The sequence below is a fragment of the Azospirillum brasilense genome (genome assembly GCF_008365405.1).
Taxonomy (GTDB): Bacteria; Pseudomonadota; Alphaproteobacteria; order Azospirillales; family Azospirillaceae; genus Azospirillum; species Azospirillum brasilense_D.
Map to the genome: position 1 here is coordinate 19,842 of NZ_QOKV01000015.1, position 23,240 is coordinate 43,081.

The 23,240-nt window shown below is 71.1% G+C and carries 21 protein-coding genes and 1 riboswitch; of the genes, 7 read left to right on the forward strand and 14 right to left on the reverse strand.

Annotated features, from left to right (window positions below; genetic code table 11):
- Positions 1 to 9: 9 nt before the first annotated feature.
- From DS837_RS20900 to DS837_RS20925, 7 genes are all read right to left on the reverse strand, one after another.
- Entirely contained in the window at positions 10 to 489 is a 480-nt protein-coding gene (locus DS837_RS20900) for an HMA2 domain-containing protein (RefSeq protein ID WP_149166516.1), read from the reverse strand.
- 49 nt (positions 490 to 538) lie between these two features.
- The gene (locus tag DS837_RS32135) at positions 539 to 703 is read right to left on the reverse strand and encodes a hypothetical protein (protein WP_170295932.1); all 165 of its coding nucleotides are present in this window, start codon (positions 701 to 703) and stop codon (positions 539 to 541) included.
- A gap of 210 nt (positions 704 to 913) precedes the next feature.
- On the reverse strand, positions 914 to 1,627 hold the full coding sequence (locus tag DS837_RS20905) for a DUF6925 family protein (protein ID WP_149166517.1): 714 nt from the start codon (positions 1,625 to 1,627) through the stop codon (positions 914 to 916).
- Positions 1,624 to 2,427 (reverse strand): ABC transporter ATP-binding protein, encoded by an 804-nt coding sequence (locus tag DS837_RS20910; RefSeq protein ID WP_149166518.1) that lies wholly within the window; start codon positions 2,425 to 2,427, stop codon positions 1,624 to 1,626. The genes DS837_RS20905 and DS837_RS20910 overlap by 4 nt, the downstream gene beginning before the upstream one ends.
- Positions 2,427 to 3,434: a FecCD family ABC transporter permease gene (locus DS837_RS20915; protein WP_149166519.1), complete on the reverse strand. Its 1,008-nt coding sequence runs from the start codon at positions 3,432 to 3,434 to the stop codon at positions 2,427 to 2,429. Before DS837_RS20915 ends, DS837_RS20910 begins: the two co-directional genes overlap by 1 nt.
- Positions 3,431 to 4,279 carry an ABC transporter substrate-binding protein gene (locus tag DS837_RS20920; protein WP_149166520.1) on the reverse strand — a complete coding sequence of 283 codons (849 nt, stop codon included), beginning with the start codon at positions 4,277 to 4,279 and terminating at the stop codon, positions 3,431 to 3,433. The genes DS837_RS20915 and DS837_RS20920 overlap by 4 nt, the downstream gene beginning before the upstream one ends.
- Positions 4,276 to 6,204, reverse strand: coding sequence for a TonB-dependent receptor plug domain-containing protein (locus DS837_RS20925; RefSeq protein ID WP_149166521.1), 1,929 nt, complete (start codon positions 6,202 to 6,204; stop codon positions 4,276 to 4,278). Before DS837_RS20925 ends, DS837_RS20920 begins: the two co-directional genes overlap by 4 nt.
- A gap of 116 nt (positions 6,205 to 6,320) precedes the next feature.
- Positions 6,321 to 6,539, reverse strand: a riboswitch (cobalamin riboswitch).
- Between the two features lie 557 nt (positions 6,540 to 7,096).
- On the opposite strand from DS837_RS20925, the gene DS837_RS20930 reads away from it, so the two are divergent.
- From DS837_RS20930 to DS837_RS20940, 3 genes are all read left to right on the forward strand, one after another.
- The gene (locus tag DS837_RS20930; protein WP_247890066.1) at positions 7,097 to 8,125 is read left to right on the forward strand and encodes a TerC family protein; all 1,029 of its coding nucleotides are present in this window, start codon (positions 7,097 to 7,099) and stop codon (positions 8,123 to 8,125) included.
- Positions 8,126 to 8,312: 187 nt separating this feature from the next.
- Entirely contained in the window at positions 8,313 to 8,732 is a 420-nt protein-coding gene (locus DS837_RS20935) for a CopG family transcriptional regulator (RefSeq protein ID WP_149166523.1), read from the forward strand.
- Positions 8,733 to 8,809: 77 nt separating this feature from the next.
- Positions 8,810 to 10,057, forward strand: a complete 1,248-nt coding sequence (locus DS837_RS20940; RefSeq protein WP_149166524.1) for an extracellular catalytic domain type 1 short-chain-length polyhydroxyalkanoate depolymerase — start codon at positions 8,810 to 8,812, stop codon at positions 10,055 to 10,057.
- Between the two features lie 51 nt (positions 10,058 to 10,108).
- Here the strand turns inward: DS837_RS20940 and DS837_RS20945 are convergent, their stop codons facing one another.
- The 6 genes from DS837_RS20945 to DS837_RS20970 form a co-directional block, all read right to left on the reverse strand.
- Positions 10,109 to 10,948 carry an isocitrate lyase/PEP mutase family protein gene (locus DS837_RS20945; RefSeq protein ID WP_149166525.1) on the reverse strand — a complete coding sequence of 280 codons (840 nt, stop codon included), beginning with the start codon at positions 10,946 to 10,948 and terminating at the stop codon, positions 10,109 to 10,111.
- Between the two features lie 60 nt (positions 10,949 to 11,008).
- The gene (locus tag DS837_RS20950) at positions 11,009 to 12,208 is read right to left on the reverse strand and encodes a sensor histidine kinase (RefSeq protein WP_170295933.1); all 1,200 of its coding nucleotides are present in this window, start codon (positions 12,206 to 12,208) and stop codon (positions 11,009 to 11,011) included.
- Positions 12,205 to 15,240 carry a hybrid sensor histidine kinase/response regulator gene (locus DS837_RS20955; protein ID WP_247890052.1) on the reverse strand — a complete coding sequence of 1,012 codons (3,036 nt, stop codon included), beginning with the start codon at positions 15,238 to 15,240 and terminating at the stop codon, positions 12,205 to 12,207. Before DS837_RS20955 ends, DS837_RS20950 begins: the two co-directional genes overlap by 4 nt.
- Entirely contained in the window at positions 15,240 to 16,766 is a 1,527-nt protein-coding gene (locus DS837_RS20960) for a bifunctional metallophosphatase/5'-nucleotidase (RefSeq protein WP_149166528.1), read from the reverse strand. Before DS837_RS20960 ends, DS837_RS20955 begins: the two co-directional genes overlap by 1 nt.
- A gap of 145 nt (positions 16,767 to 16,911) precedes the next feature.
- Positions 16,912 to 17,238 carry a DUF2218 domain-containing protein gene (locus tag DS837_RS20965; protein WP_149166529.1) on the reverse strand — a complete coding sequence of 109 codons (327 nt, stop codon included), beginning with the start codon at positions 17,236 to 17,238 and terminating at the stop codon, positions 16,912 to 16,914.
- A gap of 54 nt (positions 17,239 to 17,292) precedes the next feature.
- Positions 17,293 to 17,922 carry a PadR family transcriptional regulator gene (locus tag DS837_RS20970; protein ID WP_247890053.1) on the reverse strand — a complete coding sequence of 210 codons (630 nt, stop codon included), beginning with the start codon at positions 17,920 to 17,922 and terminating at the stop codon, positions 17,293 to 17,295.
- Between the two features lie 358 nt (positions 17,923 to 18,280).
- On the opposite strand from DS837_RS20970, the gene DS837_RS20975 reads away from it, so the two are divergent.
- Genes DS837_RS20975 through DS837_RS20990 form a run of 4 tightly spaced genes read left to right on the forward strand, consistent with a single transcriptional unit; the run spans position 18,281 to position 21,916 of the window.
- On the forward strand, positions 18,281 to 19,210 hold the full coding sequence (locus tag DS837_RS20975) for a siderophore ABC transporter substrate-binding protein (RefSeq protein ID WP_149166530.1): 930 nt from the start codon (positions 18,281 to 18,283) through the stop codon (positions 19,208 to 19,210).
- A gap of 3 nt (positions 19,211 to 19,213) precedes the next feature.
- Positions 19,214 to 20,188: an ABC transporter permease gene (locus DS837_RS20980; RefSeq protein ID WP_211102370.1), complete on the forward strand. Its 975-nt coding sequence runs from the start codon at positions 19,214 to 19,216 to the stop codon at positions 20,186 to 20,188.
- On the forward strand, positions 20,178 to 21,161 hold the full coding sequence (locus tag DS837_RS20985) for an iron chelate uptake ABC transporter family permease subunit (protein WP_170295934.1): 984 nt from the start codon (positions 20,178 to 20,180) through the stop codon (positions 21,159 to 21,161). The genes DS837_RS20980 and DS837_RS20985 overlap by 11 nt, the downstream gene beginning before the upstream one ends.
- On the forward strand, positions 21,158 to 21,916 hold the full coding sequence (locus tag DS837_RS20990) for an iron ABC transporter ATP-binding protein (RefSeq protein WP_149166531.1): 759 nt from the start codon (positions 21,158 to 21,160) through the stop codon (positions 21,914 to 21,916). The genes DS837_RS20985 and DS837_RS20990 overlap by 4 nt, the downstream gene beginning before the upstream one ends.
- 160 nt (positions 21,917 to 22,076) lie before the next feature.
- Here DS837_RS20990 and DS837_RS20995 read toward each other — a convergent pair whose 3' ends face one another.
- Positions 22,077 to 23,165, reverse strand: coding sequence for an alpha-hydroxy acid oxidase (locus tag DS837_RS20995; protein WP_149166532.1), 1,089 nt, complete (start codon positions 23,163 to 23,165; stop codon positions 22,077 to 22,079).
- Positions 23,166 to 23,240 lie beyond the last annotated feature (75 nt).

A 23,240-nucleotide genomic window follows, 5' to 3' on the forward strand; every position in this document is an offset into this window, starting at 1 on the left:
TTCGGTCCGTCATTGGAAGAGGCGTTTGCGCTGCACGGTCATGTGCACGACCATGAAGGCGACGAACAGCGTGCCGAAGCCGGCGTGAACGCGTTTGCCCACCCCCAACGCCGCCAGGGTCGCCGCCATGCTGCCCATCATCCCGATCTTGGCCGCGCGGTTGATCCGCCATTTCAGGTCCGGAGCGGCGGGCTTGCCCTCCGCGGCGGGAGCCGGAGCATCCGACGGCGGCGGGGCCTCCGCGGGGTGCAGAACCGCCGACAGCAGCGCCTCCACCCGGGACCGGGCGTCATCCGGCGTCATCACGGCGGGGTCGTAGCTCAGCAGAAAGCTGCCCACCGCCGGGTTGCTCTCGGTCACCCGGATGGTGTCCAGAGCCTCCAGGCGGCCCAGCGCCTCCTGGAAGCGGTCGTTGCCGCGCAGCAACGGGTGGCGCACGCGGATGCGTCCCGGCACCACCGATGCGATGGGAGAGGTCCGTCCGGTCATTGCCCGTTCTCCTGCGTCAGCCGCGATCCGCCGGCGCGGCCGGGGACGTTCAATGGTTGCGCAGAATATCCATAAATTCATAATGGTGAAACATTTCCCGCGCTCCCGCACCGGCGCCGGACGCAAGGCCGCGTTGCAGAAAAACCGCGCCCTCACCCAGGAAGTGCAGGGGTGGGCCATCCGGGTCGAGCCCTGCGCCATGCTCGGTGGCCATGATCACGGGAACACGGGTTTGGGAGGCGAACGCCGTCGAGCGCGCGCTTTTCCGCCGCTTCTGATCGTCAAGTCATTTCGACGTTGTCCCCCTACCAGCTTCCCGCAAGCCCCCACCCCAACCCTTCTCCGCTGTCGGCGCAGATCCCCAGCGCAAGTTCATGGATTGCGCAAAGCTTCGCGGGGAGAAGGTTGGGAAGGGGGCAAGGACTCAGCGCCCCAGTTCCTCCCACGCGGCGTGGGACCCGGCGGGTGGGGACAGGTACAGGCTTGGCACCCAGCCGTCCGGGATCGGGACGGTCGCCGCGTGGGTCCGGCCATGGGCCAGCAGCTTCGGCAGGACGTGGGTGTGCGGCCCCTCCGGGCTGCGGCCGTTGGGCGGGGGAATCGGCTGGCTGACCTCGATCCGCCCGAAGGGGCCGATGAAGACCCGGTCGGGGCTGAGCGCCGGCAGGTCGGGCGGCAAAGGGTTGCCCGGCGCCAGCAGCTCCGTCCCGACCACCGCGCGGAGGCGGGCGATGGTGGCGGGATCGGCGCTGCGCACGCAGACGTCGGTCTGGAAGACCTCCAGCCCGAGGTCGAACAGCAGGGTCCCGCGGTCCGCTTCGGCGATGGCCTCGCGGTCGGGACCCAGCTCGGTCACCACGCCGCGCCGGTTCATGGCGCCGACGTGACGGGGCAGGCAGAGGGCCACGGCGAGGCCGCCGTTGCGCGTCCGGTAGGGCACAGGGCGGATGGCCGGGACGGGGCGGAGGCGCAGCCCGCCGCGGGCGGTCCGCGCCTCCAGCTCCGGGCCGTCGCCGCGCAGGACGACGGGTTCGTCCGGGTCGCGGATGAACTCCGCGATGGCGCCGAACGCGCCGAGGCTCCAGCCGGTGGCCGGATCGTTCAGCGCGTCGCGCAGCAGGGAAGACAGGTCGCTCATCGGGTCGTCTCCGGTTTTGGCGTCGAGGATGGCAGGGTGTGCCAAGGAAGCAGGAAGGGCTCGCCGCCGGCCGCGCCACGGTGGGCGGCGATGCCGTAGGCGGCGCGCAGGGTGTCGTCGGTCAGCACTGTGTCGGGCGGCCCGTCGGCCAGCACGCCGCCGTCCGACAGAAGGATCAGCCGGTCGCAGAAGCGGGCGGCCAGGGTCAGGTCATGCAGCACCGCCACCACGCCGCTCCTCCGGCGGGCGGCGTCGCGCAGCAGCGCCATGCAGGCGAGCTGATGACCGGGGTCGAGCGCGGCGACCGGCTCGTCGGCCAGCAGCACGGGCGCCTCGGTCGCCAGGGCGCGGGCCAGCAGGACGCGCATCCGCTCGCCCCCCGACAGGGTGCCGACGATCCGCCCGCGCAGGTGCGCGGCGTCGGCGGTGGACAGCGCCCGCTCCACCGCCGCGCGGTCCGCCGCGGTGACCCCGCCCAGCGGGCCACGGTGGGGCAGCCGGCCCAGCAGGACCAGCGCCTCGGCGCGCAGCGGCCAGTGCACCGGGCCGCTCTGCGGCAGATAGGCGATGGCGCGGGCGAGCGCCCGCCGTCCGACCTGCGCGGCGGTCCGGCCATCGAAGGTGACGCGGCCCGCCGCCGGCTCGGCGAGACCGGCGAGGAGGCGCAGCAGGGTCGTCTTGCCGGCGCCGTTCGGGCCGATCAGGCCGGTGAAGGCGCCGGGCTCGATGGCGAGATGGATGTCCGTCAGGATCGTCCGCCCGCCGGCTTTGGCGGACAGGCCGTGGGTTTCGATGCGCATCACGCCTCCTCCCGCCGCAGCCGGGCGATCAGGACGATCAGGAAGGGCGCCCCGATCAGGGCGGTGACCACGCCCAGCTTCAGTTCCGGCCGCGTCGGCAGCAGCCGGACGGCGATGTCCGCGGCGAGCGTCAGGCACGCCCCGGCGAGGCCCGCCACCAGCAGCAGCCGTCCCGGCCGCGCCCCGGCCAGCGGGCGCATCAGATGCGGCGCCACCAGCCCGACGAAGCCCACGGCGCCGGTGACCGACACCGCGCTGCCCACCGCCAGCGCCGCCCCGGCGATCAGCCGGACGCGCAGGCCGGTGAGGTCGAAGCCCAGGCTGCGCGCCGCGTCCTCCCCGAGCGTCAGCGCGTCGAGCGCGCGGGCCCCGGACAGGCAGAGCGCCCAGCCCGCCAGCATCGGCGGCAGGACGAGCCAGAGCTGGTCGGTGCCGCGGTCGGCCAGCGACCCCATCAGCCAGAACACGATCTCCAGCGCCGCGTAGGGGTTGGGGGCGAGGTTGAGGGCCAGCGCGGTCAGCGACCCGGCAAGGCTGTTGATGGCGATGCCGCCGATGACCAGCGTGGTCGTTCCGGCCCCCCGCGCCGCCATCAGGTTCAGCAGCACCGCGGCGGTGGCGGCTCCCGCCATGCCGCCCAGCGGCAGGGCGAGCGACAGCGCGGCGGACAGGCCGCTGTAGAAGACGATCACCGCGCCCAGCGCCGCGGCGCTCGACACGCCGACCAGCCCCGGCTCGGCCAGCGGGTTGCGCAGCCAGCCCTGCATCGCCGCGCCGGTCAGCCCCAGGCTGAAGCCGACCAGCAGGCCCAGCAGGGCGCGCGGCAGGCGCAGCTCGGCCAGCACCAGCGCGCCCAGGGTGGGGCGCCCGGCGAGCCAGTCGGACAAAGCGGCGCCCAGGTCGAACGGCACATAGCCGACCGCCGCCGACACCGCGCAGAGCGCCAGCGCCAGACCCATCAGCCCGCCGACCAGGGCGGCGTAGGGGATGCGGGACTCCCGGCTCATGGCACGGCCTCCCGCGCAGCGGCCAGCCGCTCCGCGGCCTCGGCGATCTGCGGGCCGGGGCAGGTCCACAGGCGGGTTGGCAGCGACAGGGTGCGGACCTGATGTTTTAGAGCTTTCAGGGCCGGGTGATGCAGAAGGGCGCCGGCCAGCGATGGCGGGGCGTCGGGTGCGGCGTCGACGATCAGCACATCCGCGCCGCCAAGGATGATGGCCTCCAGCGGCAGGGCGCCCTGGCTGCCCAGTGGCAGGCGGTCGGCCATGTTCTCCAGCCCGGCGCGGGTGAGAAGCTCGTCCACCAGCGACCCGGACCCGGCGACGAAGCCGTTGGGCCGCAGCACCACCGCGGTCGGGCGCGGCCCCGGCGGCGCGGGGGGCAGGGCGTCGAGGCGGGCGAACAGGCCGGCGACCAACGCTTCGCCCCGCTCCGGCTCGCCGACGGCGCGGGCGAGGCCGCGGATCTGCTCCGCCACCCCGTCCACGCTCTGCGGGACGTCCAGCTCCAGCAGCGGCGCGTCCAGCCGCGTCAGCAGCCCGACCGCGACCCGCGTGGTGTAGCGCCCGGCGACGATCAGGTCGGGGTTGAGCGGCAGGATTTCCTCCGCCGTCCCGTGGTTGACCGGCACCCGCGCCGCCCGGTCCGCCACCGTGGAGGCGCGGGGATCGCGCGCCAGCCACGTCACCGCGGCGAGGCGCTCCGGCCCGACCAGCCGCAACAGCAGCTCGTCGGCGCAGAGATTCAGGGAGACGATGCGCTGCGGTTTTGCGGACGGCGCCTCCCACGCCGCCGCCGGCCCTCCCGCACACAGCAGGAGGGCGGCGGCCAGCCCGAGACGGATGGGCCTCACAGCGACAGCCGCAGCCCGAGATAGCCGGCCCGTCCCGGCGCGCCGTAGGTCCAGACCTCCTGATACTGGCGGTCGAACAGGTTCTCCACCCGCCCGAAGAGTTCGACCCCCTGGGACAGCGCGTAGGAGCCGGCCAGATTGACCAGCGTGTAGGGCGCGAGGTTGACGACCTGTCGGTTGTAGACGGGATCGTAGGCCCAGTCGCTGGACCGCCCGTTGTAGACTACACCGAGGTTGGCGTTCGCCCGGTCCTCCAGGAAGCGGTGATTGACGGTCAGGCTGGCGAGCTGCTTGGGCCGGCGCACCAATTCCGCCCCTGCGGAGTCCTCCCCGTCGGTCCAGCTGTAGGAGCCGCGGACGGTCAGCCGGTCCAGCGGCTCCACCGACAGGCCAAGCTCGAAGCCGCGGATGCGGGATTCGCCCGGCATGTTGACGGAGGTCCGCCCGGTGCCGGTGATCAGGTCGCGGATGCGCTGGTCGAACCACGTGCCGTCCATGGCGGCCCGCGTGCCCCACAGCGCCTGATCGAAGCCGGTGTCCCAACCGCGCGCCCGCTCCGGTTTCAGGGTCGGGTTGCCGGCGTAGGTGGCGGTGTAGCCGTACAGCTCGAACAGGGTGGGATTCTTGACGCCGGTGCCGTAGGAGGCGCGCAGCGTCGTTCCGCTGTCCTCGACGCGATAGGCCGCCGTGGTGCGCCATGTGGTGGCGTCCCGGAACAGGTCGTTCCCGTCGTGGCGGACACTGCCGGTCAGGGTCAGCCGGTCGAACAGGCCCAGCTTGTACTGGCCCACCAGCCCGGTGGAGCCGATGGAGCGGTCGAAGCTGGAGAAGCTGCTGCGGCTGATCGCCTTGTCCTCCTCACGCTCCACGGCGGCGGTCAGCACATGGTCGGCGGGGCCGCCGGACAAGGCCAGGTTGGTCTGGTAGTCGGCCTTGGTCTTGCGCCCGTCGTAGCGGCTGGTCACCGTCTTGGCGTCGTCGCGGTAGTCGCGCTGCTGGCGGCCATGGGTCAGGCCGACGATGTGCTCCCACCGCCCGTCGAGAAGGGCGATCCTGCCCTGGAGGCGCCCGAAATATTGCTCCCCGGCGGTGCTGGTTCCGTCATCGACGGCGCCGCGCCCGCCGACGAAGCCGTCGGTGTCGGTGCGGAAGCGGGTGTAGCGGCCGGTCACCGCGATCTCGCTGCGCTCGGTCGGGCGGACGGCGGCGTTTCCGGTCAGCGTGCCGTTGCGGTAGCCGTCCTTCTCCGGGTTGCCGAGCCGCCGGTCGGCAACCGACACGCCGTCGCTGGTGACGCCCTGGCCGCTGAGGAACAGGTCGTAGCGGTCGGTTCCCGTGCCGAAGGAGGCCCGCCCGGCGGCGGTGCCGAAGGACCCGCCCTCGACGGCGGCGCGGATTTTGGGGGCGCCCGCGCCGCGGCGGGTCACGATGTTGACGACGCCGCCGACCGCGTCGGAGCCGTAGAGCGCGCTCTGCGGGCCGCGCAGCACCTCGACGCGCTCCACGTCGCCGGCCAGCAGGTTGGCGAAATCGTATTCGGAGCCGGCGGCGGGATCGTTGACCTCGATCCCGTCGATCAGGACAAGCGTCTGGTTGCCCTCCGACCCGCGGATGCGCAGCTGGGTCAGGGTGCCCATCGGACCGCTGCGGTTGACGGCAACGCCGGGAACCGCGCGCAGTGCGTCGGACAGCAGGCGGGTCTGGCGCTGCTCCATCTCCTCGCGGGTGATGACGGTGAGGGCGCTGCCGGTTTCCTCGGCGGCGGTGGGGACGCGGTTGGCGGTCACCGAGACCGGCGGAAGCGTCGTGACGGTGGGGGAATCGGCGAAGGCCGATGCGGGGAACGCCGACACGGGAAGGACAAGGCTTCCCAGAAGGGCGGCGAAGGACGCCGTCCGGTGAAGGCGGGGAACGCGGACACTCATTGAGACCTCGGGCGGGACGCCGGTGGCACGTCACCGCGAACGAAGTCCCACCGGACGCTCCGCGAACGGAGTCCCGGTTCGACGACCTTCGGTGCACCCCGCCCGAACGTGTTCGCGTGTGACCACGACTGACGGCAGGTCTCCTGGCTCGCGGGTTATCGTCGGCCCATCGCCTTCCCAGGATCGCGATCCCAGTGGCATTCCGATGGACGACTCGCCACTTACAGTTGCGGGGGCAGCCCCGGCGTAGAACCCTCGCACGGCCAATCGCCGCGGGGTCCGCACCGTGTTCCCATTTTCAGCCCTTTCGGGCAACCGTCGGGTGCGAAGCTACGCGGGCGGAACGGCTCCGGTCAAGCCGCATTCCGCCGACACGCCGATCACGGGTCGCGAAGGCCATGCCCCCTCTTGTCGCCGGGCCGGGGCCTGACTACATGACGGTCGAGGTCCGGGCCCCTCTGGCAGCGTCGCCCGGCGCTGTGATGTCGGACTTCCCATTGAGCCGTCGCCTTGGCGCGGCCTTGCGGAAGCTGGCCCTATCCTCCCCCCTGGGTCCCGCTCCCCCACAAGGTCCACCGCCGGACGATGGCCCCCGACGGGCCTTTGGGAGACATCGACATGGACCGCACCACACCAACATCCTGACCGACCGCCACGTCTCCACGGCAAACGATGGAGGCGGGTGTCCTGACGCGCCGCGGCCGAGCCGTTGCGTGCGCTTTTCCGTCGGCCGCAGACCTTGCGGTCGAGATTCCAGTCCGGGCCCCTCTGGCCGATGCGTCCCGCCGTGGCGCATCGGTGATGTCGGACTGCTCATGTGACGATCGAAGTCTCCGCTTGCGGGAGCGGAGTGCATGAAGCAAGGGACAGTTCCATGGACCAGATCGTTTTAATGTGGGCCGGCTTCGCCGTCTTCGTTGCCGTGCTTTTGGCCTTTGATCTTGGCGTATTTTCCAAAAAATCCCACGTGATCTCCGGCCGCGAGGCGCTGATGCGCTGTGCGGCCTATTCCACGCTGGCGATGATTTTCGCGGCCGGCGTCTTTCATTTTCAGGGCTCCGAAAAGGGGCTGGAATTCCTGACCGGCTACCTGATCGAATACAGCCTGAGCGTCGACAACATCTTTGTCATCGCGCTGATCTTCACGCATTTCGCGGTGCCGCCGCAGTACCAGCACCGGGTGCTGTTCTGGGGCATCCTGGGCGCGCTGGTGATGCGCGGCGTGCTGATCGTGGCGGGCACGGCGCTGATCCAGGAATTCCACTGGATCATCTACATCTTCGGCGCCTTCCTGATCTTCAGCGGCATCAAGATGCTGATGTCGGTGGACGACGAGCCGGACATGGAGAACAACCGGATCGTCAAGTTCGTCCGCTCCCGCTTCCGCATGACCGACGGCTACGAGGGGCAGAAGTTCTTCGTGATGCGCGACGGCGTGCGGATGATGACGCCGCTGTTCCTCGTGCTGATCCTGATCGAGTTCACCGATCTGGTCTTCGCCGTGGACTCCATCCCGGCGGTCTTCTCGGTGACCACCGACCCGTTCATCGTCTGGACCTCCAACGTCTTCGCCATCCTCGGCCTGCGCGCCCTCTACTTCGCGCTGGCCTCGATCATCCACCGCTTCCATTACCTGAAGTACGGCCTGTCGCTGGTTCTGGTGGTGGTCGGCGCCAAGATGATGATGGTGGACATCTACAAGATGCCGACGGCGGTGGCGCTGGGCATCACGGCCTTCCTGGTCGGCGGTTCCATCGTCTTCTCGATGCTGAAGACCCGTGCGGATGCGGCTCCGGATGGCGCGGACGCTGAGGCCCGCCGCTGGTGGGTGCCCGGCAGCCCGGCGAAGGGTGCCGGCGGTTCCACTCAGGCCTCCTCCAGCGAGGCGGCCGCCGTCTCCTCGGACGGCAAGGGCCAGTAAGGCGTGCGGCAAGGGGGTGGGTCCGGTCCAGTGGATCGGTCCCACCCCCTCCCCGGACAGGAAGCCGGGACAGTCGCTTGGCTTCGCGGTCGTGAACCGCTCGCCACCATGACGACGCCCTCCCCTTGATCGACGCGCCAACGCCCCCATTTACCATCCCAGTGGATGGTGATGGGATGGTGAAACGATGTCAGAGAACGCCCGCGATCAGAAGCCGAAGGTTGGGGACAGCGAGAAGATCACGATCAACCTCGGCTATGTCGACCTCGGCCACATCGATCTCCTGGTGCAGGAAGGGTTCTACGCGAACCGCACCGACCTCATCCGCACCGCCATCCGCAACCAGATCGACCGCCATGGCGACGCCTTGCGGCAGGCCGTGACGCGCAAACGCGTCGATCTCGGCCTGCGCCACTACAGCCGCGGCGATCTGGAGGCGGCGCGGGATGCCGGCGAGATGCTCGACATCCGTGTCCTCGGCTTGGCCACGATCGCCCAGGACGTCACCCCGGACCTCGCCCGCGCCACCATCGCGTCGATCGCCGTGCTGGGGGCGCTGCACGCCAGCAGCGCCGTCAAGGCGGCTCTTGCGGACCGCATGCGCTGAGGGCGCAGGCCGCATTCCTGAAAGACGACGGACGGGACCTTCCCGCTTGCCCCGTCCGAGCCCAGAAAGCTCCTGATATGACCGACCGTGTCCCCGCCGGAATGGCCGAGGCGCTGCGCCTCACCCGAGCCGGCGACCTCACCGGGGCGACCGCCCTCGTTCAACGCCTGCTGCGAGGGGAGTCCGCGGCACCTCCCGGCGCCGGCCCGACCATCATCGACGCCGAGCCGCTTCGGGTGGACGCCTCGCCGGACATCCCGGATGCGCCGCCACGCCGCGCCACGGCCTTCAAGCCCGGCAACGCCTTCAAGCCCGGCAGCGCCTTCGCAGGCCGGTTCCATTCCGGACCGCGCGCCGGCCTGGGCGAGACCCTGCGCGGCCTCGCCGCCCGCGCCATGCCGGCGGGCCTCGACCTCGGGGTGGGCGGCCTCGCCCGGCCGGCCGCCGATCCGCTGCCGGACGGCGCCTCCTTCACGACGGCGTCCTACGACAACGCGGCCGGAACGCGCTCCTACAAGCTCTATGTTCCGGCCAACCGTCGCGACGGCCAGCCGCTTCCCCTCGTGGTGATGCTGCATGGCTGCACCCAGTCGCCGGACGACTTCGCCGCCGGCACCCGCATGAACCGGCTGGCGGAGGAGCATGGCTGTCTGGTCGTCTACCCGGAGCAGCCGTCCTCGGCCAACGCCCAAAGGTGCTGGAACTGGTTCAACCCCGCCGACCAGCGGCGCGGCGACGGCGAGCCCTCGCTGATCGCGGGCATCACCCGGCGGGTCATGAGCGACCATGCCGTCGACGCCGACCGTGTGTTCGTCGCGGGCCTGTCGGCCGGCGGTGCGGCGGCGGTCATCATGGGAGCGGCTTATCCCGATCTCTATGCCGCCGTCGGGGTCCATTCCGGCCTTCCCCAAGGCGCCGCCCACGACATTCCCTCCGCTTTCGCGGCCATGCGCCAGGGAGGTGGAGCGGTGGGGCGGCCGTCCGCCCGCCCGGTGCCGACCATCGTCTTTCACGGCGATCGGGACAGCACGGTTCATCCCCGCAACGGCGACGACGTCATCGCGCAATCCGGGGCGAGCGCGGCGGGGCTGCGGACGACGGTGGAGCATGGCCAGGTGCCGGGCGGGCATGGCTACAGCCGCCGCATCCACACCGACGCTTCCGGCCTTGCCCTGTGCGAGCAATGGACGATCCAGGGCGCCGGGCACGCCTGGGCGGGGGGCAGCCCGGCCGGCTCCTACACCGATCCGCGCGGGCCGGACGCGTCACGGGAGATGCTGCGCTTCTTCCTCGATGCCCCGCGAGGCCGGTCGGCCGGGCGGTAACTCCCGCCGGGATGGGCTTCTCGTGTCCGCGGGAAGCCCGCGATCCGCCGTTCAGGGCGTTCGCCGGCCATGCGCCCGGAAGAAGCCGTTCAGCGCATCGAACGGTTCGGCCTCGTCGAGGGCGTCGAAGCGCCCGTGGTCGGCCAGCATGCGGGCCGCCCGCAGGAAGCCGCCCCAGGCGGCGCGGTTGAGCCCGCTGCCCAGGCTGATGCGCCGCACGCCCAAGGCGGCGATCTGCTCCACCGACAGGCCGATCGGGGACGACACCAGCAGGTTGAGTGGTTTCGGATGGACGGCGTCGACCGCCGCCTTGATGACGTCCGGGGTCCGCAAGCCCGGCGCGTAGAGGACATCCGCTCCAGCTGCGGCGTAGGCCGGCAAGCGGCGCAACGCCTCCTCGACGGCCGCCGGGTGATTCACCAGCAGGGACTCGCAACGTGCGGTCAGGAGGACGCCGGTTCCCCGCAACGCCTCCGCCGCGGCGGCCACCCGCTCGACGGCATGGTGGATGTCGTACAGCGGCTTCGCGGGGTCGCCCGTGGCGTCCTCGATCGACAGGCCCGCCACGCCGGTGTCGGCGCAGAGACGCACGTTGCGCGCCAGACCCTCGCAGTCATGGGCATAGCCGGACTCGAAATCGGCGTTCACCGGCAGGTCGGTTGCCCCGACCATGTCGGCGATGTGGGCCAGCATGTCGCCGCAGGGCACCGCCCAATCGGCGTCGGGAAGCCCCCGCGCGAAGGCGAAGCCCGCCGAGGTGGTGGCCAACGCGCGGAACCCGAGATGCTTCAGCATTGCAGCGCTTCCGACGTCCCACGGATTGGGAATGACGAAGCAGCCGGTCCGGTGAAGGTCGGCGAAGGCAGCGCGGGCTTGGCGGTGATCGGACATCACGGATTCCCTCCTAGGCGAGACAAGAGCGCGGACAGCCGCAAGGGCCCGGGACGGCGCTCACAAATCCGGCGGGGTGCGGGCCGGCAGATGCAGGGTCGCCAGGGTGCCGCCCCCGGCGCGCGAGGCGATGGTGAAGGACCCGCCCAGCCGGTCCGACACCAGATTGTCCACGATGTTCAGGCCGAGCCCGACCGAGCCGGTGCCGCGGCGGGTGGTGAAGAAGGGCTCCAGGATGCGCCCGGCGGTCCCGTCGGCAAGTCCAGCCCCGTCATCGGCAACCGACAGCAGGATCTTGTCCGGCCCGGCCGCCGCCGCCGCGACCGTCACCAGCCCGCTCCGCCCCGCCGGAAAGGCGTGCTCCAGCGCGTTGCGGACGAGCTGCTCCAGGATCGCGGACAGGATCGCCGGGTTGCTGACCATGCGCAGGTCGGCGGGGCAGTCCACCGCCATGCGGTGCCCCAACGGCTCCCACTGCGGGCGCAGGCTCTCCGTCACCTGCTCCAGGAAGGGCTTCAGCGCGATGGTCTGGCGCAGCCCGCCATGGTCCGCCGCCACTCCCTTGAAGCAGCGCACGATCTCCCCGGCCCGGGCGATGGTGCCGGACAGCAGGGCGGCCAGTTCCCCGGCGCTGGCCAGGAAGCGCTCCAGCTCGGCACGGCGGAGCTGGTTGGCGGCCAGCCGCTCCGTCATCGCGGCGACCCGGTCGCCGAGATGGGACGCGCTGCCCAGCGCCACGCCGATGGGCGTGTTGATCTCGTGGGCCACGCCGGCGACCATCTGGCGCAGCGCCGCCATCTTCTCGCGCTGGGCCTGGGCCAGCTTGCGCGTGCGCTCGCGGACCAGCGCCTCCAGATGCTGGTTCTCGTCCTTCAGGCTGCGGTTGGCCCGGCGCAGCGACAGGTGGGTGGCGACGCGGGCGCGCACGATGGCCGGGCTGAAGGGCTTGGTCACGTAATCGACGGCCCCGGTCTCCAGCCCGAAGGCCTCCTCCTCGGGGCTGGACAGGGAGGTGATGAAGATCACCGGAACGTCGGCGGTGGCCGGATCGGTCTTCAGCAGGCGGCACACCGCGTAGCCGTCCAGCCCCGGCATCATCACGTCGAGCAGCACCAGCTCCGGCGGGTCGGCGGAGGCCAGCTCCAGCGCGCGGCGGCCGGAGGTCGCGAAGCGCACCTCGTGCCGGTCCTCCAGCACGCTGGCGAGCGCGCGGATGTTGGCCGTGTCGTCATCGACGATCAGAATGTGACCACCGCTCACGGCGTCGTCTCCCGGTCCCGTTCCCTGTTGCATGCGGCGGTGAGCCGTTCCAGCGCCGCGCGGGCGGCGGCGAAGTCCAACGCTTCCACGGCCCGCCCCACCTTGTCCACCGCCTCGTCATGGCCGCGCCCGGCCAGCAGGCCGCGCAGAGCGGCGAAGCGGGCTGCCGCCGACAGGCTGCCGCTGCGCAACGCCTCCTCCAGTGAATGCAGCGCCTCCTCCAGCCCTTCCGGGCTGACCAGAGGAGCCATCGGGATGTCCGGCACGGCCTCCACGGCCATCTCCGCGGCGCGCAGCGTTTCCGCCGAAGCCAGCGCGGGACCGAGCGCGGCGGACAGGTCGGCCACGAGCCCCGGCATCGCCTCCCACCGCTCCTCGCGCGCCGCCAGCTCCAGCGCCGCGGCGGCAGCGCTGGCGGCCATCGCGCCGACCGTTCCGGCGCTGCCGCGCAGCCCGTGGGCGTAACGCTCCAGCGCCGGCCCGTCTCCCGCGCTGCGCACATGCTCCAGCCGGACCGGCGCGTCGCCGTAGCGGTCGAGGAAGTCCAGGATCGCCCGGCGCAGCGTGCGCGTCCGCCCGTTCATCCGCGCCAGCGCCGGGGCGAGGTCGAATCCCTCCAACGAGTCGGGAAGCCCGGCATCCGTCTCTACGAACTCGGCAACCGGCAAAGCCTCCCGCCGCCCGAACGGCTTCAGCCAGCGGTTCAGCACGGCGACGAGGCGGTGCGGCTCCACCGGTTTGGCAATGTGGTCGTCCATGCCCGCGTCCAGACAACGCCGCCGCTCCTCCTCCAGGGCGTGGGCGGTCATGGCGATGATCGGCAGGCGGTCGGGACCCACATGGCGGCGGATCGCCCGCGCCACCGCGAAGCCGTCCATGTCCGGCATCTGGACATCGGTCAGCAGCGCGGCGTAGCCCGCCCCCGGCTCCAGCGCCAGCCGCACCGCCTCCCCGCCGCTGCCGACCGCGGTGACGGCCAGCCCGGCGTCCTCCAGCAACTCCCGCGCGACCATCCGGTTCACGGCGTTGTCGTCGGCGACCAGCACGCGCAGGCCGCGCAGCGGCTCGTCCACCTGCAAGCCCGCAAGCCCTGGATCGGCCAGGGCGGACAGCGCCGCGGTGGCGCCGTTCTGCACGCCGACCGCGACCGTGAAGCGGAAGGTGCTGCCCAGGCCGGGCGCGCTGTCCACGGCGATGCCGCCGCCCATCATGACGGCCAGCCGCCGGCTGATCGCCAATCCCAGCCCGGTCCCGCCATAGCGCCGGGTGGTCGAGCTGTCGGCCTGGGCAAAGGGCTGGAACAGGCGGGCGACCTGCTCCGCCGTCATGCCGATGCCGGTGTCGCGCACGGCGAAGCGCAGCTCGGTTTCCGCATCCACCTCCCCTCGCGCCGCGGCGCTCACGCCGAGGACCACGCTGCCGCTCTCAGTGAACTTCACCGCGTTGTTGACGAGGTTGAGGAGCACCTGTCCAAGCCGCAGCGGGTCGCCCAGCAGGGCGGTCGGCACGTCGGGAGCGACCTCCAGCCGCAGGGCCAGCCCCTTCTCCTCGGCGGAGAGGGCGGCGGTGCCGGCCACCATGTCGAGCACGGCCGACAGATCGAAGGGCACGCGCTCCAGCGTCAGCATGCCCGCCTCGATCTTCGAGACGTCGAGGATGTCGTTGATGATGCCGAGCAGCGCGGTGGCCGAGGCGCGGATGCGCGTCAGGTAGCCGCGCTGGCGCGGCGGCGGCCCGGCGCGCAGGGCAAGGTGGCTGAGGCCGAGGATGGCGTTCATCGGCGTGCGGATCTCGTGGCTCATGTTCGCCAGGAAGTCGCCCTTGGCGCGCGACGCCTCCTCGGCGCGGCGGCGGGCCTCCTCCACCTGCTGCTGGCGGCGCGCGATCTCGTCGAGGAAATGGCGGATCGAACGGGAGATGGTCGCGATCTCGTCGGTGCCGCCGTCGGGCAGCGGCGTCTCCCGCCCCTCGACCCGGTCGAGCACCGCGTCGTTCAGCCGGACCAGACGCAGGGTCAGGAAGCGGCGCAGGTACAGATACACGCCGAGCGCCACCAGGAAGCCCAGCGCGCCCAGCCCGACCAGGATGCGGTTCTGCGTCGCGGCCAGTTCCGACAGCCCGTCCGCCTCATCCGCCGCCGCCGCGTTGATCCGTTCGAACAGCGCGTGGGCGATCTTCACGACCTCCTCGACCATCACCAGCACCTGGTTGGTCAGCGCCTTGCTGCGGGCGATGGCCGCCTGCCGCTCCATCAGGCTAGGCAGCAGGCCGGTCGGGCCGAGCAGCGCCGTCTCCAGCCGCCGGTGCAGGGCGGCGAAACGTTCCGCCTGCTCCGGCGGCAGCCCGGCGTGGAGCGCCGGCAGGGCCGACAGCGCCGCCGCCGCGTCCCGCTGGGCGCGCGCGATCTCGCGCTGGAAACGGCTGTTGCCGGCGTGGGTGCTCTCGTTCAGCACGCGGTTGACCGTGTTGGTCCAGGCGGTCAACGGCCCCAGCCGGTCCGCCGGCAGGGTCGGCAGCACGGCGGCGACCAGAGCGCCGGCCTCCGCCGACAGGCGCCGGGTCTCGTCAAGCGCATCGTCGCTCCGCGCCGCCGCGTCGATGCGCTCGGCGACCAGCCGGTCGAGGTCCGCCAGCGTCGGGACGAGAGTCCCCAGGACGCCGGCCAGCGTGGCGCCACCCTCGATGTCCGACAGGGCCTGGGCCGACCGGGTGACCGCCGTCAGGTTGGCCGTCAGCTCGGCCAGGGTGACCCGCCGTTCGGGATGGCTGGTCGCCCCGCCCAGCCGGGTCGCCTGCGACAGCACCTGCTGCAGGCCGCCGTTCAGCACCGCCCCGGTGGTGATGCGCGGCAACGCCCCGTTGGACAGGTCCGACAGGGCGTGCCGGAATTGCGCGAGGTCGTAGAGCGCCGTGCCTGACACGCCCAGCAGCACACCCACCATCACCAGCAGGCCCAGCCCGACGCGCCGCCCGACGCCGCCCCGGAAGGGGGCGCGCGGGGCCGGCGCGGTCGTGGCGGGCCGGCTCGTCATCAACGCTCGGTGATGCGGCCGTCGAGGCGGGGCGACACCGTCCCGCGGTCGGTCAGGTGCTGGGCCATGATCTCCCACAGCAGCTTGCCGCCGCTCCCGGAGGAGGAGGAGGGGGAGGAAGCGCCCGGCGACTTCAGCATGCCGTAGCCGTCGCCGCCCTGGGCCAGATAGGTGGGCAGGGCGACCGAATAGGTGGCGTTCGGGTCGAGCGGCTTGCCGCCCACCGTGACGGAGACGACGCGGCTGCCCGCCGGCTGCTTCAGGTCGTAGACCACCGCCATGTTGGAGGGGTGGAGGAAGCTGCCCTTCTGGTTGTCCACCCCGGCGGCGCTGACCTCCAGCGCCTCGCGCAGGGCCTTGCCCGGCAGGGTCACGGCGATGATGGTGTCGCGGAAGGGCAATTCGCGCTGGATGTCGCGGCGGGTCAGCATGGTCCCCGCCTCGTACTGGCGGTTGCCGCGGATGTTGCCGCCGTTGATGAAGGCCACGTCGGTGTTGAAATGGCCGCGCATGGCGTCGGCGATCAGCGACGCGAAGGCGTTCTCGCTGGTGCGTATCGCGGCGCGGCGGGTGTCGAGCGGGGTCGCCGTCGTCCCGATGTTGATGTCCAGCAGTTCCGACAGCCGGGCCAGATAGACGCCGACCCGCTTTTCCATCGCGGCGTCCGGCGGCAGCCCGGCGAGCGGCACGATGTCTGCGCCGGCCAGCGCGGGCGGCGCCTTGCCGTCGCCGTCCAGCCGCAGGACGAAGGCCGATCCCTTCACGTTGACGTGGACGCCGAAGACTTTTCCTGTATTGGCCTCCAGCACGTCCTTGCCGGTGGCGGAAAGTTGGAGCAGCGCGTCGATGGCGGGCTCGCCGCGCAGCGCCTCCACCGCCTCCGGGGCGTTGTCCAGGATGGCGACCACATAGTCGGCGCCCTGGGCGCGCAGCGCGCGGGCCTCCGCGGCGATCGAGGCGGGCGGGCGCACCTCGATGTCCGGCACGATGTACTGCACCGTCAGTTCCGGCGAGATCGCCGAGACCACGCCGATCTTGCCCACCGGCGTCTCGAGCAGCACCGACGGCTCCAGCCCCTCCATCACCTTGCCGGTGTTGCGGTCGATGGTGGTGGCGCTGACGAAGGGAAAGCGCGCCTCGTAGCTGCGCAGGGTCAGCTCGTCCTTGCCGAAGCCGAGGTCGCGCTTGGTCACCGCCATCATGTCGGGCTGAAGCTCGTTCAGCAGATCGATCATGTGGGCGCCGCGGTCGAAGGTGGACAGGACGCCCGCGGTCAGCGACGCGCCGCCGTGCAGGAACAGCGTGTTGCCCTCCGCCCGCTTGGTGCGCAGCAGCGTGGCGAGGTTGGCGAGGCCGCCCTCGCCCTCCACCGGCTCGATGTCGGCCATCGTCGAGGTGAAGACGATCGACAGCTCCGCCGCCGACGCGGCCGGCGCGACAGCGCCGAGCGCCGCGACGGCGCAGGCGCCCAGGACGGCACGCCAGCCGGAAAAACGCCCCACCCCACCATTGCCGCGCTTCGGCATGGAAACCCCCTCCGGCCACCCCTGTTTCTTCAGGATGGTTCTTCCCGTATTCGGGTGGGGGAGTTCAAGGCATATCCATGCATGCCGGGGAACATTCCGGTGACAAAAATCCCCTGTCAGAACAAGGACAAGAGGAACGGCCGGATCAGGCCGCCTCGTCCCGCCAGGGATAAGCCAGCGGCACCTCGCGGAAGGCGAAGCGGTCGAGGTGGCGCTCCAGCGCGCCCTTGAGGGCGGCGAGGTGTTCCGCGGAACTGGCGTCCAACCGGCAGTCCAGCGCGTCCGGCCCGGCCTGGAGCGTCAGGGTGGCATCACCCGGCCAATCGGCGCCGCGGGCGTTGTGCGGGAAGACGACGCTCCCCGCCTCCGGCGTGTACTCCACCGTCAGATTGTGCGCCCAGTGCTTGCAGAGCTGCTGGAGGTAGCGGCTGCCGTTGGGGGTCGGGACGCGGACGCTGCTGGCGTGTCTCATGACGATCCTTCTGTTTGGTACCGGTGATTCAGGCCGGTAATTTAGGCCGGTAATTCAGGGAAGACGTTCGATCCGCTGGGCCGCCTCGTCGATGATCGAGACGGCGGCGTGCACCGTGTCCGCGTCGACGCCCTCGCGCCCCAGCCGGTGCATCAGCACGGCCTTCAGATTCTCCATGGCGCGGCGGATCGGGGCGCCATCGGTGTGGGCCCGCCGGGTTGCCAGGGCGGCGAGGCGGGCGAACAGGGCGTCGACGGTGGCCGCGTCCTGGGCGAGCTGGGCGGTGCCCTCCGGGGTCACGGCGAAGGGCTTGCGCGCGCCTTCGGCGTCCGCCTTGGCGATGTGGCCCATCTCCTCCAGCAGCGACAGGGTCGGGTAGATCACGCCGGGGCTGGGCACATAGCCGCCGCCGGTCAGCTCCTCGACGGCGCGGATCAGGTCGTAGCCGTGCCGCGGCTCGTCGGCGATCAGCTTCAGAAGGACCAGCCGCAGCTCCGGCGCCTCGAAGACGCCGCGTCGGCCGCCGCGCCCACCGCGCCGCTCGTGACGCTCATGGCCCCAGCCGGCCTCCGCGGCGTGACGGCCGCCGCCGTGACGGGGACCGCCACCATGGGGGCCGTCGCCGTGCGGGCCGGGATGATGGCGGCGCATCCGGCCGCAGAAGGGATTCGGGAAAAACCTCATGACAGGGGCTCCACTGTGTTTCGATAGGTCTAAGATATATCGTGACATGTCGAGACACAAGCCCCCGAGACGCTTATTCCCTCTCCCGCCCCGGGAGAGGGTGGCGCCAGAGGCGCCGGGTGAGGGTGACGCGAGGATCAAATCGCTGAACCTTGCCAGCACCCTCACCCTCCCCCCGCTTCGCGGCGGGTCCCTCCCTCTCCCGGGACGGGAGAGGGAAAGCGGGAATCCTCAGCCACGCCCGGCAAGCATACTGCGAATGCGAGCGATTCGCATTGACGATCCGCCGCGTTCGGGACCACAGTGCGCCCGCCCTTCCGGCATAGGCCGTCCCGGCAAAGTTGAAGGAGAGTCAAGGATGAAGCTGACCCGACGCCACGCCCTCGCCATGACCGCCGCCGTGGTCGGCCTCGCCGCCCTGGCGCCCGTTCCCGGCCACGCCCAGGACATGACGGTGCGGCACGCGCAGGGCGAGACCCGGCTTCCCCCGAAGCTCGACCCCGTCCTGGTCTTCGACATGACCTCGCTGGACACGCTCGACGCTCTGGGCGTCGCGATCGCCGGGGTGCCCACGGGGCTGAAGCCGCCGCACCTCGCCAAGTATGACGGGCCGTCCTACGCAAAGATCGGCACCCTGTTCGAGCCGGACTACGAGGCGGTGAACGCCGCCGAGCCCGGCCTGATCATCGCCGGGGGCCGGTCGGCCCCGAAATACGCCGAGCTGTCGCGCATCGCGCCGACGCTCGACATGACGACCGACCAGACCGACTTCCTGGCCAGCTCGATCGCCAACATCGAGACGCTGGGCCGCATCTTCGGCAAGACCGCCGAGGTCAAGCAGAGGTTGGACCGGCTGCGCGCCTCCATCGCCGAACTGAAGGCGGTGGCGGGCAACGCCGGCAAGGGCCTGCTGGTCCTGACCACCGGCGGCAAGATGAGCGCCTACGGTCCGGGGTCGCGCTTCGGCATCCTGCACACGGAGTTCGGCATCCAGCCCGCCGCCCCCGACCTGAAGGTCGCCAACCACGGGCAGGCCATCTCCTTCGAATTCATCCTGGAGACCAACCCGGACTGGCTGTTCGTGATCGACCGCGACGCCGCCATCGGGCAGGACGGCAAGCCGGCCCGGCAGTTCCTCGACAACGACATCGTCCGCCGCACCACCGCCTGGCAGAAGAACCAGGTCGTCTATCTGAACGGCGGCAACTGGTACATCGTCGGTGGCGGGCTGTCGGCGCTCCAGCAGGACGTGGACGATCTCCTGGCGGCGCTGTCCAAGAAGTCCTGATCCGTGAAGACCCTGCCAATCGCCACACTCCCGCTGGCGACCGTGGGCATTGGCCTGCTGGCCGTCTGGAGCCTGTTCGTCGGCGTCAGCGACGTCAGCCTCGCGGCGCTGTTCGGCGGCGCCCCGGACCAGGCCACGCAGGTCCTGCTGGTCAGCCGGATTCCCCGGACGCTGGCGCTGATCCTCGCCGGCGCCGCCATGGCGGTGTCCGGCCTGCTCCTCCAGATGCTGGTGCGCAACCGCTTTGTCGAGCCCTCCACCGCCGGGACCGCGGAATCGGCCATCTTCGGCATGATGATGGTCTCGCTGCTGGCGCCGGAGATGCCGGTGTTCGGGCGCATGGCCGTCGCCAGCCTGTGCGCGCTGGCGGGGACGGGGCTGTTCCTGGCGATCCTGCGGCAGGTGCCGCTGCGCTCGCCGCTGGTCGTGCCGCTGGTCGGCATCATGCTGGGCGGGGTCATCACGGCGATGACCGAGTTCGTGGCCTACCGCCAGGACCTGATCCAGTCGGTGCGCGGTTGGGAGACGGGGGACTTCTCCGCCATCCTGCTCGGCCGCTACGAGCTGCTGTGGCTCAGTGCCGCCCTGACCGGCGTCGCTTATCTGGCGGCGGACCGCTTCACCGTCGCCGGGATGGGGCGGGACGTCGCCACCAACCTGGGCATCGACCACCGCAAGGTGATGGCGCTGGGTCTGGTCATCGTGTCGATGACCACCGCGGCGGTGATCGCGACCTGCGGCATGATCCCCTTCCTCGGGCTGATCGTCCCCAACGTCGTCAGCCTCGTCCGCGGCGACAATATGCGCGGGTCCCTGCCCTGGGTCGCGCTGATGGGGGCCGGGCTGGTGCTGGCCTGCGACATCGCCGGGCGGCTGGTGATCCATCCCTACGAGATTCCGATCGGGACGATGATGGGGGTCATCGGCAGCGCCCTGTTCCTCTATCTCCTGCTGCGGAGGAACGGCCATGCCGGCTGACCGCCGCATCCTGTCGCCGATGGTCGTCCTGGGCGGCCTGTCGGCGCTGACCCTGCTGTCGATCGCGCTGTTCATGACTCTGGGCGCGCGCGGCAAGTGGGACTTCATCCTGGCCTTCCGCGGCACCAAGATCGCCGCGATGGTGCTGGTCGGCTACGCCGTCGCCGTGTCGACCGTGCTGTTCCAGACGATCACCAACAACCGCATCCTCACCCCGTCGGTGATGGGGTTCGACTATCTGTACCGGCTGATCCAGACAGTGCTGGTCTTCCAGTTCGGCAGCGGCCTCGTCGCCACGCTTGATCCGCGTCTGCGCTTCGGCGTGGAGGTGGCGTCGATGGTCGTCTTCTCCGGCCTGCTCTATTGGTGGCTGTTCAATGGGGCGGGGCGGAGCGACAACCGGCGCAGCCTGCATCTGCTGCTGCTCGTCGGCATCGTGTTCGGCGTGCTGTTCCGCAGCGTGACCAACTTCCTTCAGCGCATCATCGACCCCAACGAGTTCCTGACCGTGCAGGACCGGCTGTTCGCCAACTTCAACCGGGTGGACGTCGAGCTGCTGACGGTGTCGGCGCTGGTCGTGCTGGCGGTGTCGCTGGCCGGTTGGCGGTGGCGGCGCACCTTCGACGTGCTGGCGCTGGGGCGCGACGCGGCGATCAACCTCGGCGTGGAGCATCGGCGTGCGGTGATGGCGGTGCTGGTGATGGTGTCCATCCTGGTGTCGGTGTCCACGGCGCTGGTCGGGCCGGTGACCTTCTTCGGGCTGCTGGTCGCCAACCTCGCCTATCTGGTGATCCGCTCGCACCGGCACGCGCTGATCCTGCCCGCCGCCGTGCTGCTCGCCGTGCTGACCCTGGTCGCCGGCCAGCTCGTGCTGGAGCGGGTGTTCGGCTACAACGCCGCGCTCAGCATCGTCATCGAGTTCGTGGGCGGTCTCGCCTTCCTGTTCATCCTGGTGCGGGGGTCGGCCCGATGATCGACGTCAAGAACATCACGAAGCGCTACAACGGCACCGTCGTCGTCGATGGGGTGTCCCTGTCCCTTCCCGCGGGCGGGGTGATCTCGCTGATCGGGGCGAACGGGGCGGGCAAATCGACCCTGCTGTCGATCATCAGCCGCCTGCTGCCGATGTCGTCGGGCACGGTCGAGATCGACGGGCTGGACGTGACCACCACGCCGGGCGAGGTGCTGGCCCGCCGCCTGTCCATCCTGCGCCAGGACAACCAGATCATGTCGCGCCTGACGGTGGAGGACCTCGTCGCCTTCGGCCGCTACCCGCACAGCAAGGGCCGCCTGACCGACGGGGACCGCAAGCACATCCGCAACGCGCTGCGCTATCTGGACCTGGAGCCGCTGGCCGGCCGCTTCCTGGACGAGCTGTCGGGCGGCCAGCGCCAGCGCGCCTTCATCGCCATGGTGCTGTGCCAGGACACCGAATACATCCTGCTCGACGAGCCGCTGAACAACCTCGACGTCAAGCACGCCGTGGCGATGATGAAGCTGTTCCGCCGCACCGCCGACGAATTCGGCAAGACCATCGTGCTGGTGCTGCACGACATCAACTTCGCCTCCTGCTACTCCGACCGCATCGTCGCGATGCGCGACGGCCGGGTGGTGCACCAGGGTCCGCCGGAGGCCATCATCACGCCCGACGTCATCCGCGACGTCTACGGCGTCGAGGCCCAGGTGATGGAGAACGCCGGCCAGCGCATCGCGCTGTATTACCAGTAAAGAGCACCAATTCCCCTCTCCCGCCCCGGGAGAGGGTGGCCCAAAGGGCCGGGTGAGGGTCGCACGAGGATCGAAGCACTGGCCCGTTGCCGGTACCCTCACCCTTCCCGCGCATTGCGCGGGCCCCTTTCCTCTCCCGGGACGGGAGAGGGAAATCCGATCAGCGATGCGTCGGGTCGAAGATCACCGAACGGTCAATGTCGGCCAGCCGCGCCCGTCCGCTCAGCGCCATGGCGACCTCCAGTTCGGTCTGCAGGATGGTCAGCATGTGGGCGACGCCCGCCATGCCGCCGACCGCCAGGGCGTGCAGCACCGGCTGGCCCACCAGCACCGCGTCGGCGCCCAGCGCGAGGGCCTTCAGGATGTCGGTGCCGCGCCGGATGCCGCCGTCCGCCAGGATGGGCAGGCGGCCCGCCGCGCGGGCGGCGACCAGCGGCAGCACCTCCGCCACCGCGGGCAGCGTGTCGAGCGTCCGCCCGCCATGGTTCGACACGATGATCCCCGCCGCCCCCGCCGCGACGGCGGGATCGACGTCGTCGGGGTTCATGATTCCCTTCAGCAGCACCGGAAGCCGCGTCTCGGCACACAGCCAACGCACCGTGTCCCAGGTGGCGGCGGCGTGCAGCATGCCCTGGAAGACCGGACTGCCGGGGCGCGACGGGGTGAAAGGGTCCGGCGCCAGACCGGCCAGATTGACCGGGGCGATGCCGTCCGGCAAACGGAAGCCGGCGCGCTGCTCCATGTTGCGCAGGCCGCTGACCGGCGCGTCCACCGTCAGCACCAGCGCTCGGTAGCCCGCCGCCTCCGCCCGCCGCACCAGGGCCAGCGTGTCCTCGGGCCGCGGCTGGGTGTAGATCTGGAACCACAGCGGCCCGCCGGCCGCCGCCGCGACCTCCTCCAGCGTCACGCTGGACTGGGTGCTGACGGTCATCCAGGTGCCGGTGAGGCCCGCCGCCTGCGCGGTCGCCCGCTCCCCGTCGCGATGGACCAGCCGGTGGAAGGCCATCGGCGCGATCAGGATGGGATAGGGCATGGCCTGCCCGAACAGGCTCGTCGCCGCGCTGGCCCCCGACAGGTCGCGCAGCGCCCGCGGCATCAGGCGCATCCAGTCGTAGGCGTCGCGGTTGGCCTGCCGGGTGATGCCGTCCGCCCCGGTCCCCGCGATGTAGGCGCGGGTCGCCGCATCGACGCGGGCGGTGAAGTGGCGCTCGTAGTCGTAAAGCGAGACGGTGTCGGCGGGAACGCTCATCGCGGGAATCCTTCAAACGCACGTGCCGCCAAACCCCTCTCCCGTCCCGGGAGAGGGTGCCCGCGAAGCGGGCGG

Bases quoted from the DNA above. Each gene is read 5' to 3' on its own strand.
- DS837_RS20900 (WP_149166516.1), bottom strand. From the start codon at position 489: ATGACCGGACGGACCTCTCCCATCGCATCGGTGGTGCCGGGACGCATC.
- DS837_RS32135 (WP_170295932.1), bottom strand. From the start codon at position 703: ATGGCCACCGAGCATGGCGCAGGGCTCGACCCGGATGGCCCACCCCTG.
- DS837_RS20905 (WP_149166517.1), bottom strand. From the start codon at position 1,627: ATGAGCGACCTGTCTTCCCTGCTGCGCGACGCGCTGAACGATCCGGCC.
- DS837_RS20910 (WP_149166518.1), bottom strand. From the start codon at position 2,427: ATGCGCATCGAAACCCACGGCCTGTCCGCCAAAGCCGGCGGGCGGACG.
- DS837_RS20915 (WP_149166519.1), bottom strand. From the start codon at position 3,434: ATGAGCCGGGAGTCCCGCATCCCCTACGCCGCCCTGGTCGGCGGGCTG.
- DS837_RS20925 (WP_149166521.1), bottom strand. From the start codon at position 6,204: ATGAGTGTCCGCGTTCCCCGCCTTCACCGGACGGCGTCCTTCGCCGCC.
- DS837_RS20930 (WP_247890066.1), top strand. From the start codon at position 7,097: ATGTGGGCCGGCTTCGCCGTCTTCGTTGCCGTGCTTTTGGCCTTTGAT.
- DS837_RS20935 (WP_149166523.1), top strand. From the start codon at position 8,313: ATGTCAGAGAACGCCCGCGATCAGAAGCCGAAGGTTGGGGACAGCGAG.
- DS837_RS20940 (WP_149166524.1), top strand. From the start codon at position 8,810: ATGACCGACCGTGTCCCCGCCGGAATGGCCGAGGCGCTGCGCCTCACC.
- DS837_RS20945 (WP_149166525.1), bottom strand. From the start codon at position 10,948: ATGTCCGATCACCGCCAAGCCCGCGCTGCCTTCGCCGACCTTCACCGG.
- DS837_RS20955 (WP_247890052.1), bottom strand. From the start codon at position 15,240: ATGACGAGCCGGCCCGCCACGACCGCGCCGGCCCCGCGCGCCCCCTTC.
- DS837_RS20960 (WP_149166528.1), bottom strand. From the start codon at position 16,766: ATGCCGAAGCGCGGCAATGGTGGGGTGGGGCGTTTTTCCGGCTGGCGT.
- DS837_RS20965 (WP_149166529.1), bottom strand. From the start codon at position 17,238: ATGAGACACGCCAGCAGCGTCCGCGTCCCGACCCCCAACGGCAGCCGC.
- DS837_RS20970 (WP_247890053.1), bottom strand. From the start codon at position 17,922: ATGAGGTTTTTCCCGAATCCCTTCTGCGGCCGGATGCGCCGCCATCAT.
- DS837_RS20975 (WP_149166530.1), top strand. From the start codon at position 18,281: ATGAAGCTGACCCGACGCCACGCCCTCGCCATGACCGCCGCCGTGGTC.
- DS837_RS20985 (WP_170295934.1), top strand. From the start codon at position 20,178: ATGCCGGCTGACCGCCGCATCCTGTCGCCGATGGTCGTCCTGGGCGGC.
- DS837_RS20990 (WP_149166531.1), top strand. From the start codon at position 21,158: ATGATCGACGTCAAGAACATCACGAAGCGCTACAACGGCACCGTCGTC.
- DS837_RS20995 (WP_149166532.1), bottom strand. From the start codon at position 23,165: ATGAGCGTTCCCGCCGACACCGTCTCGCTTTACGACTACGAGCGCCAC.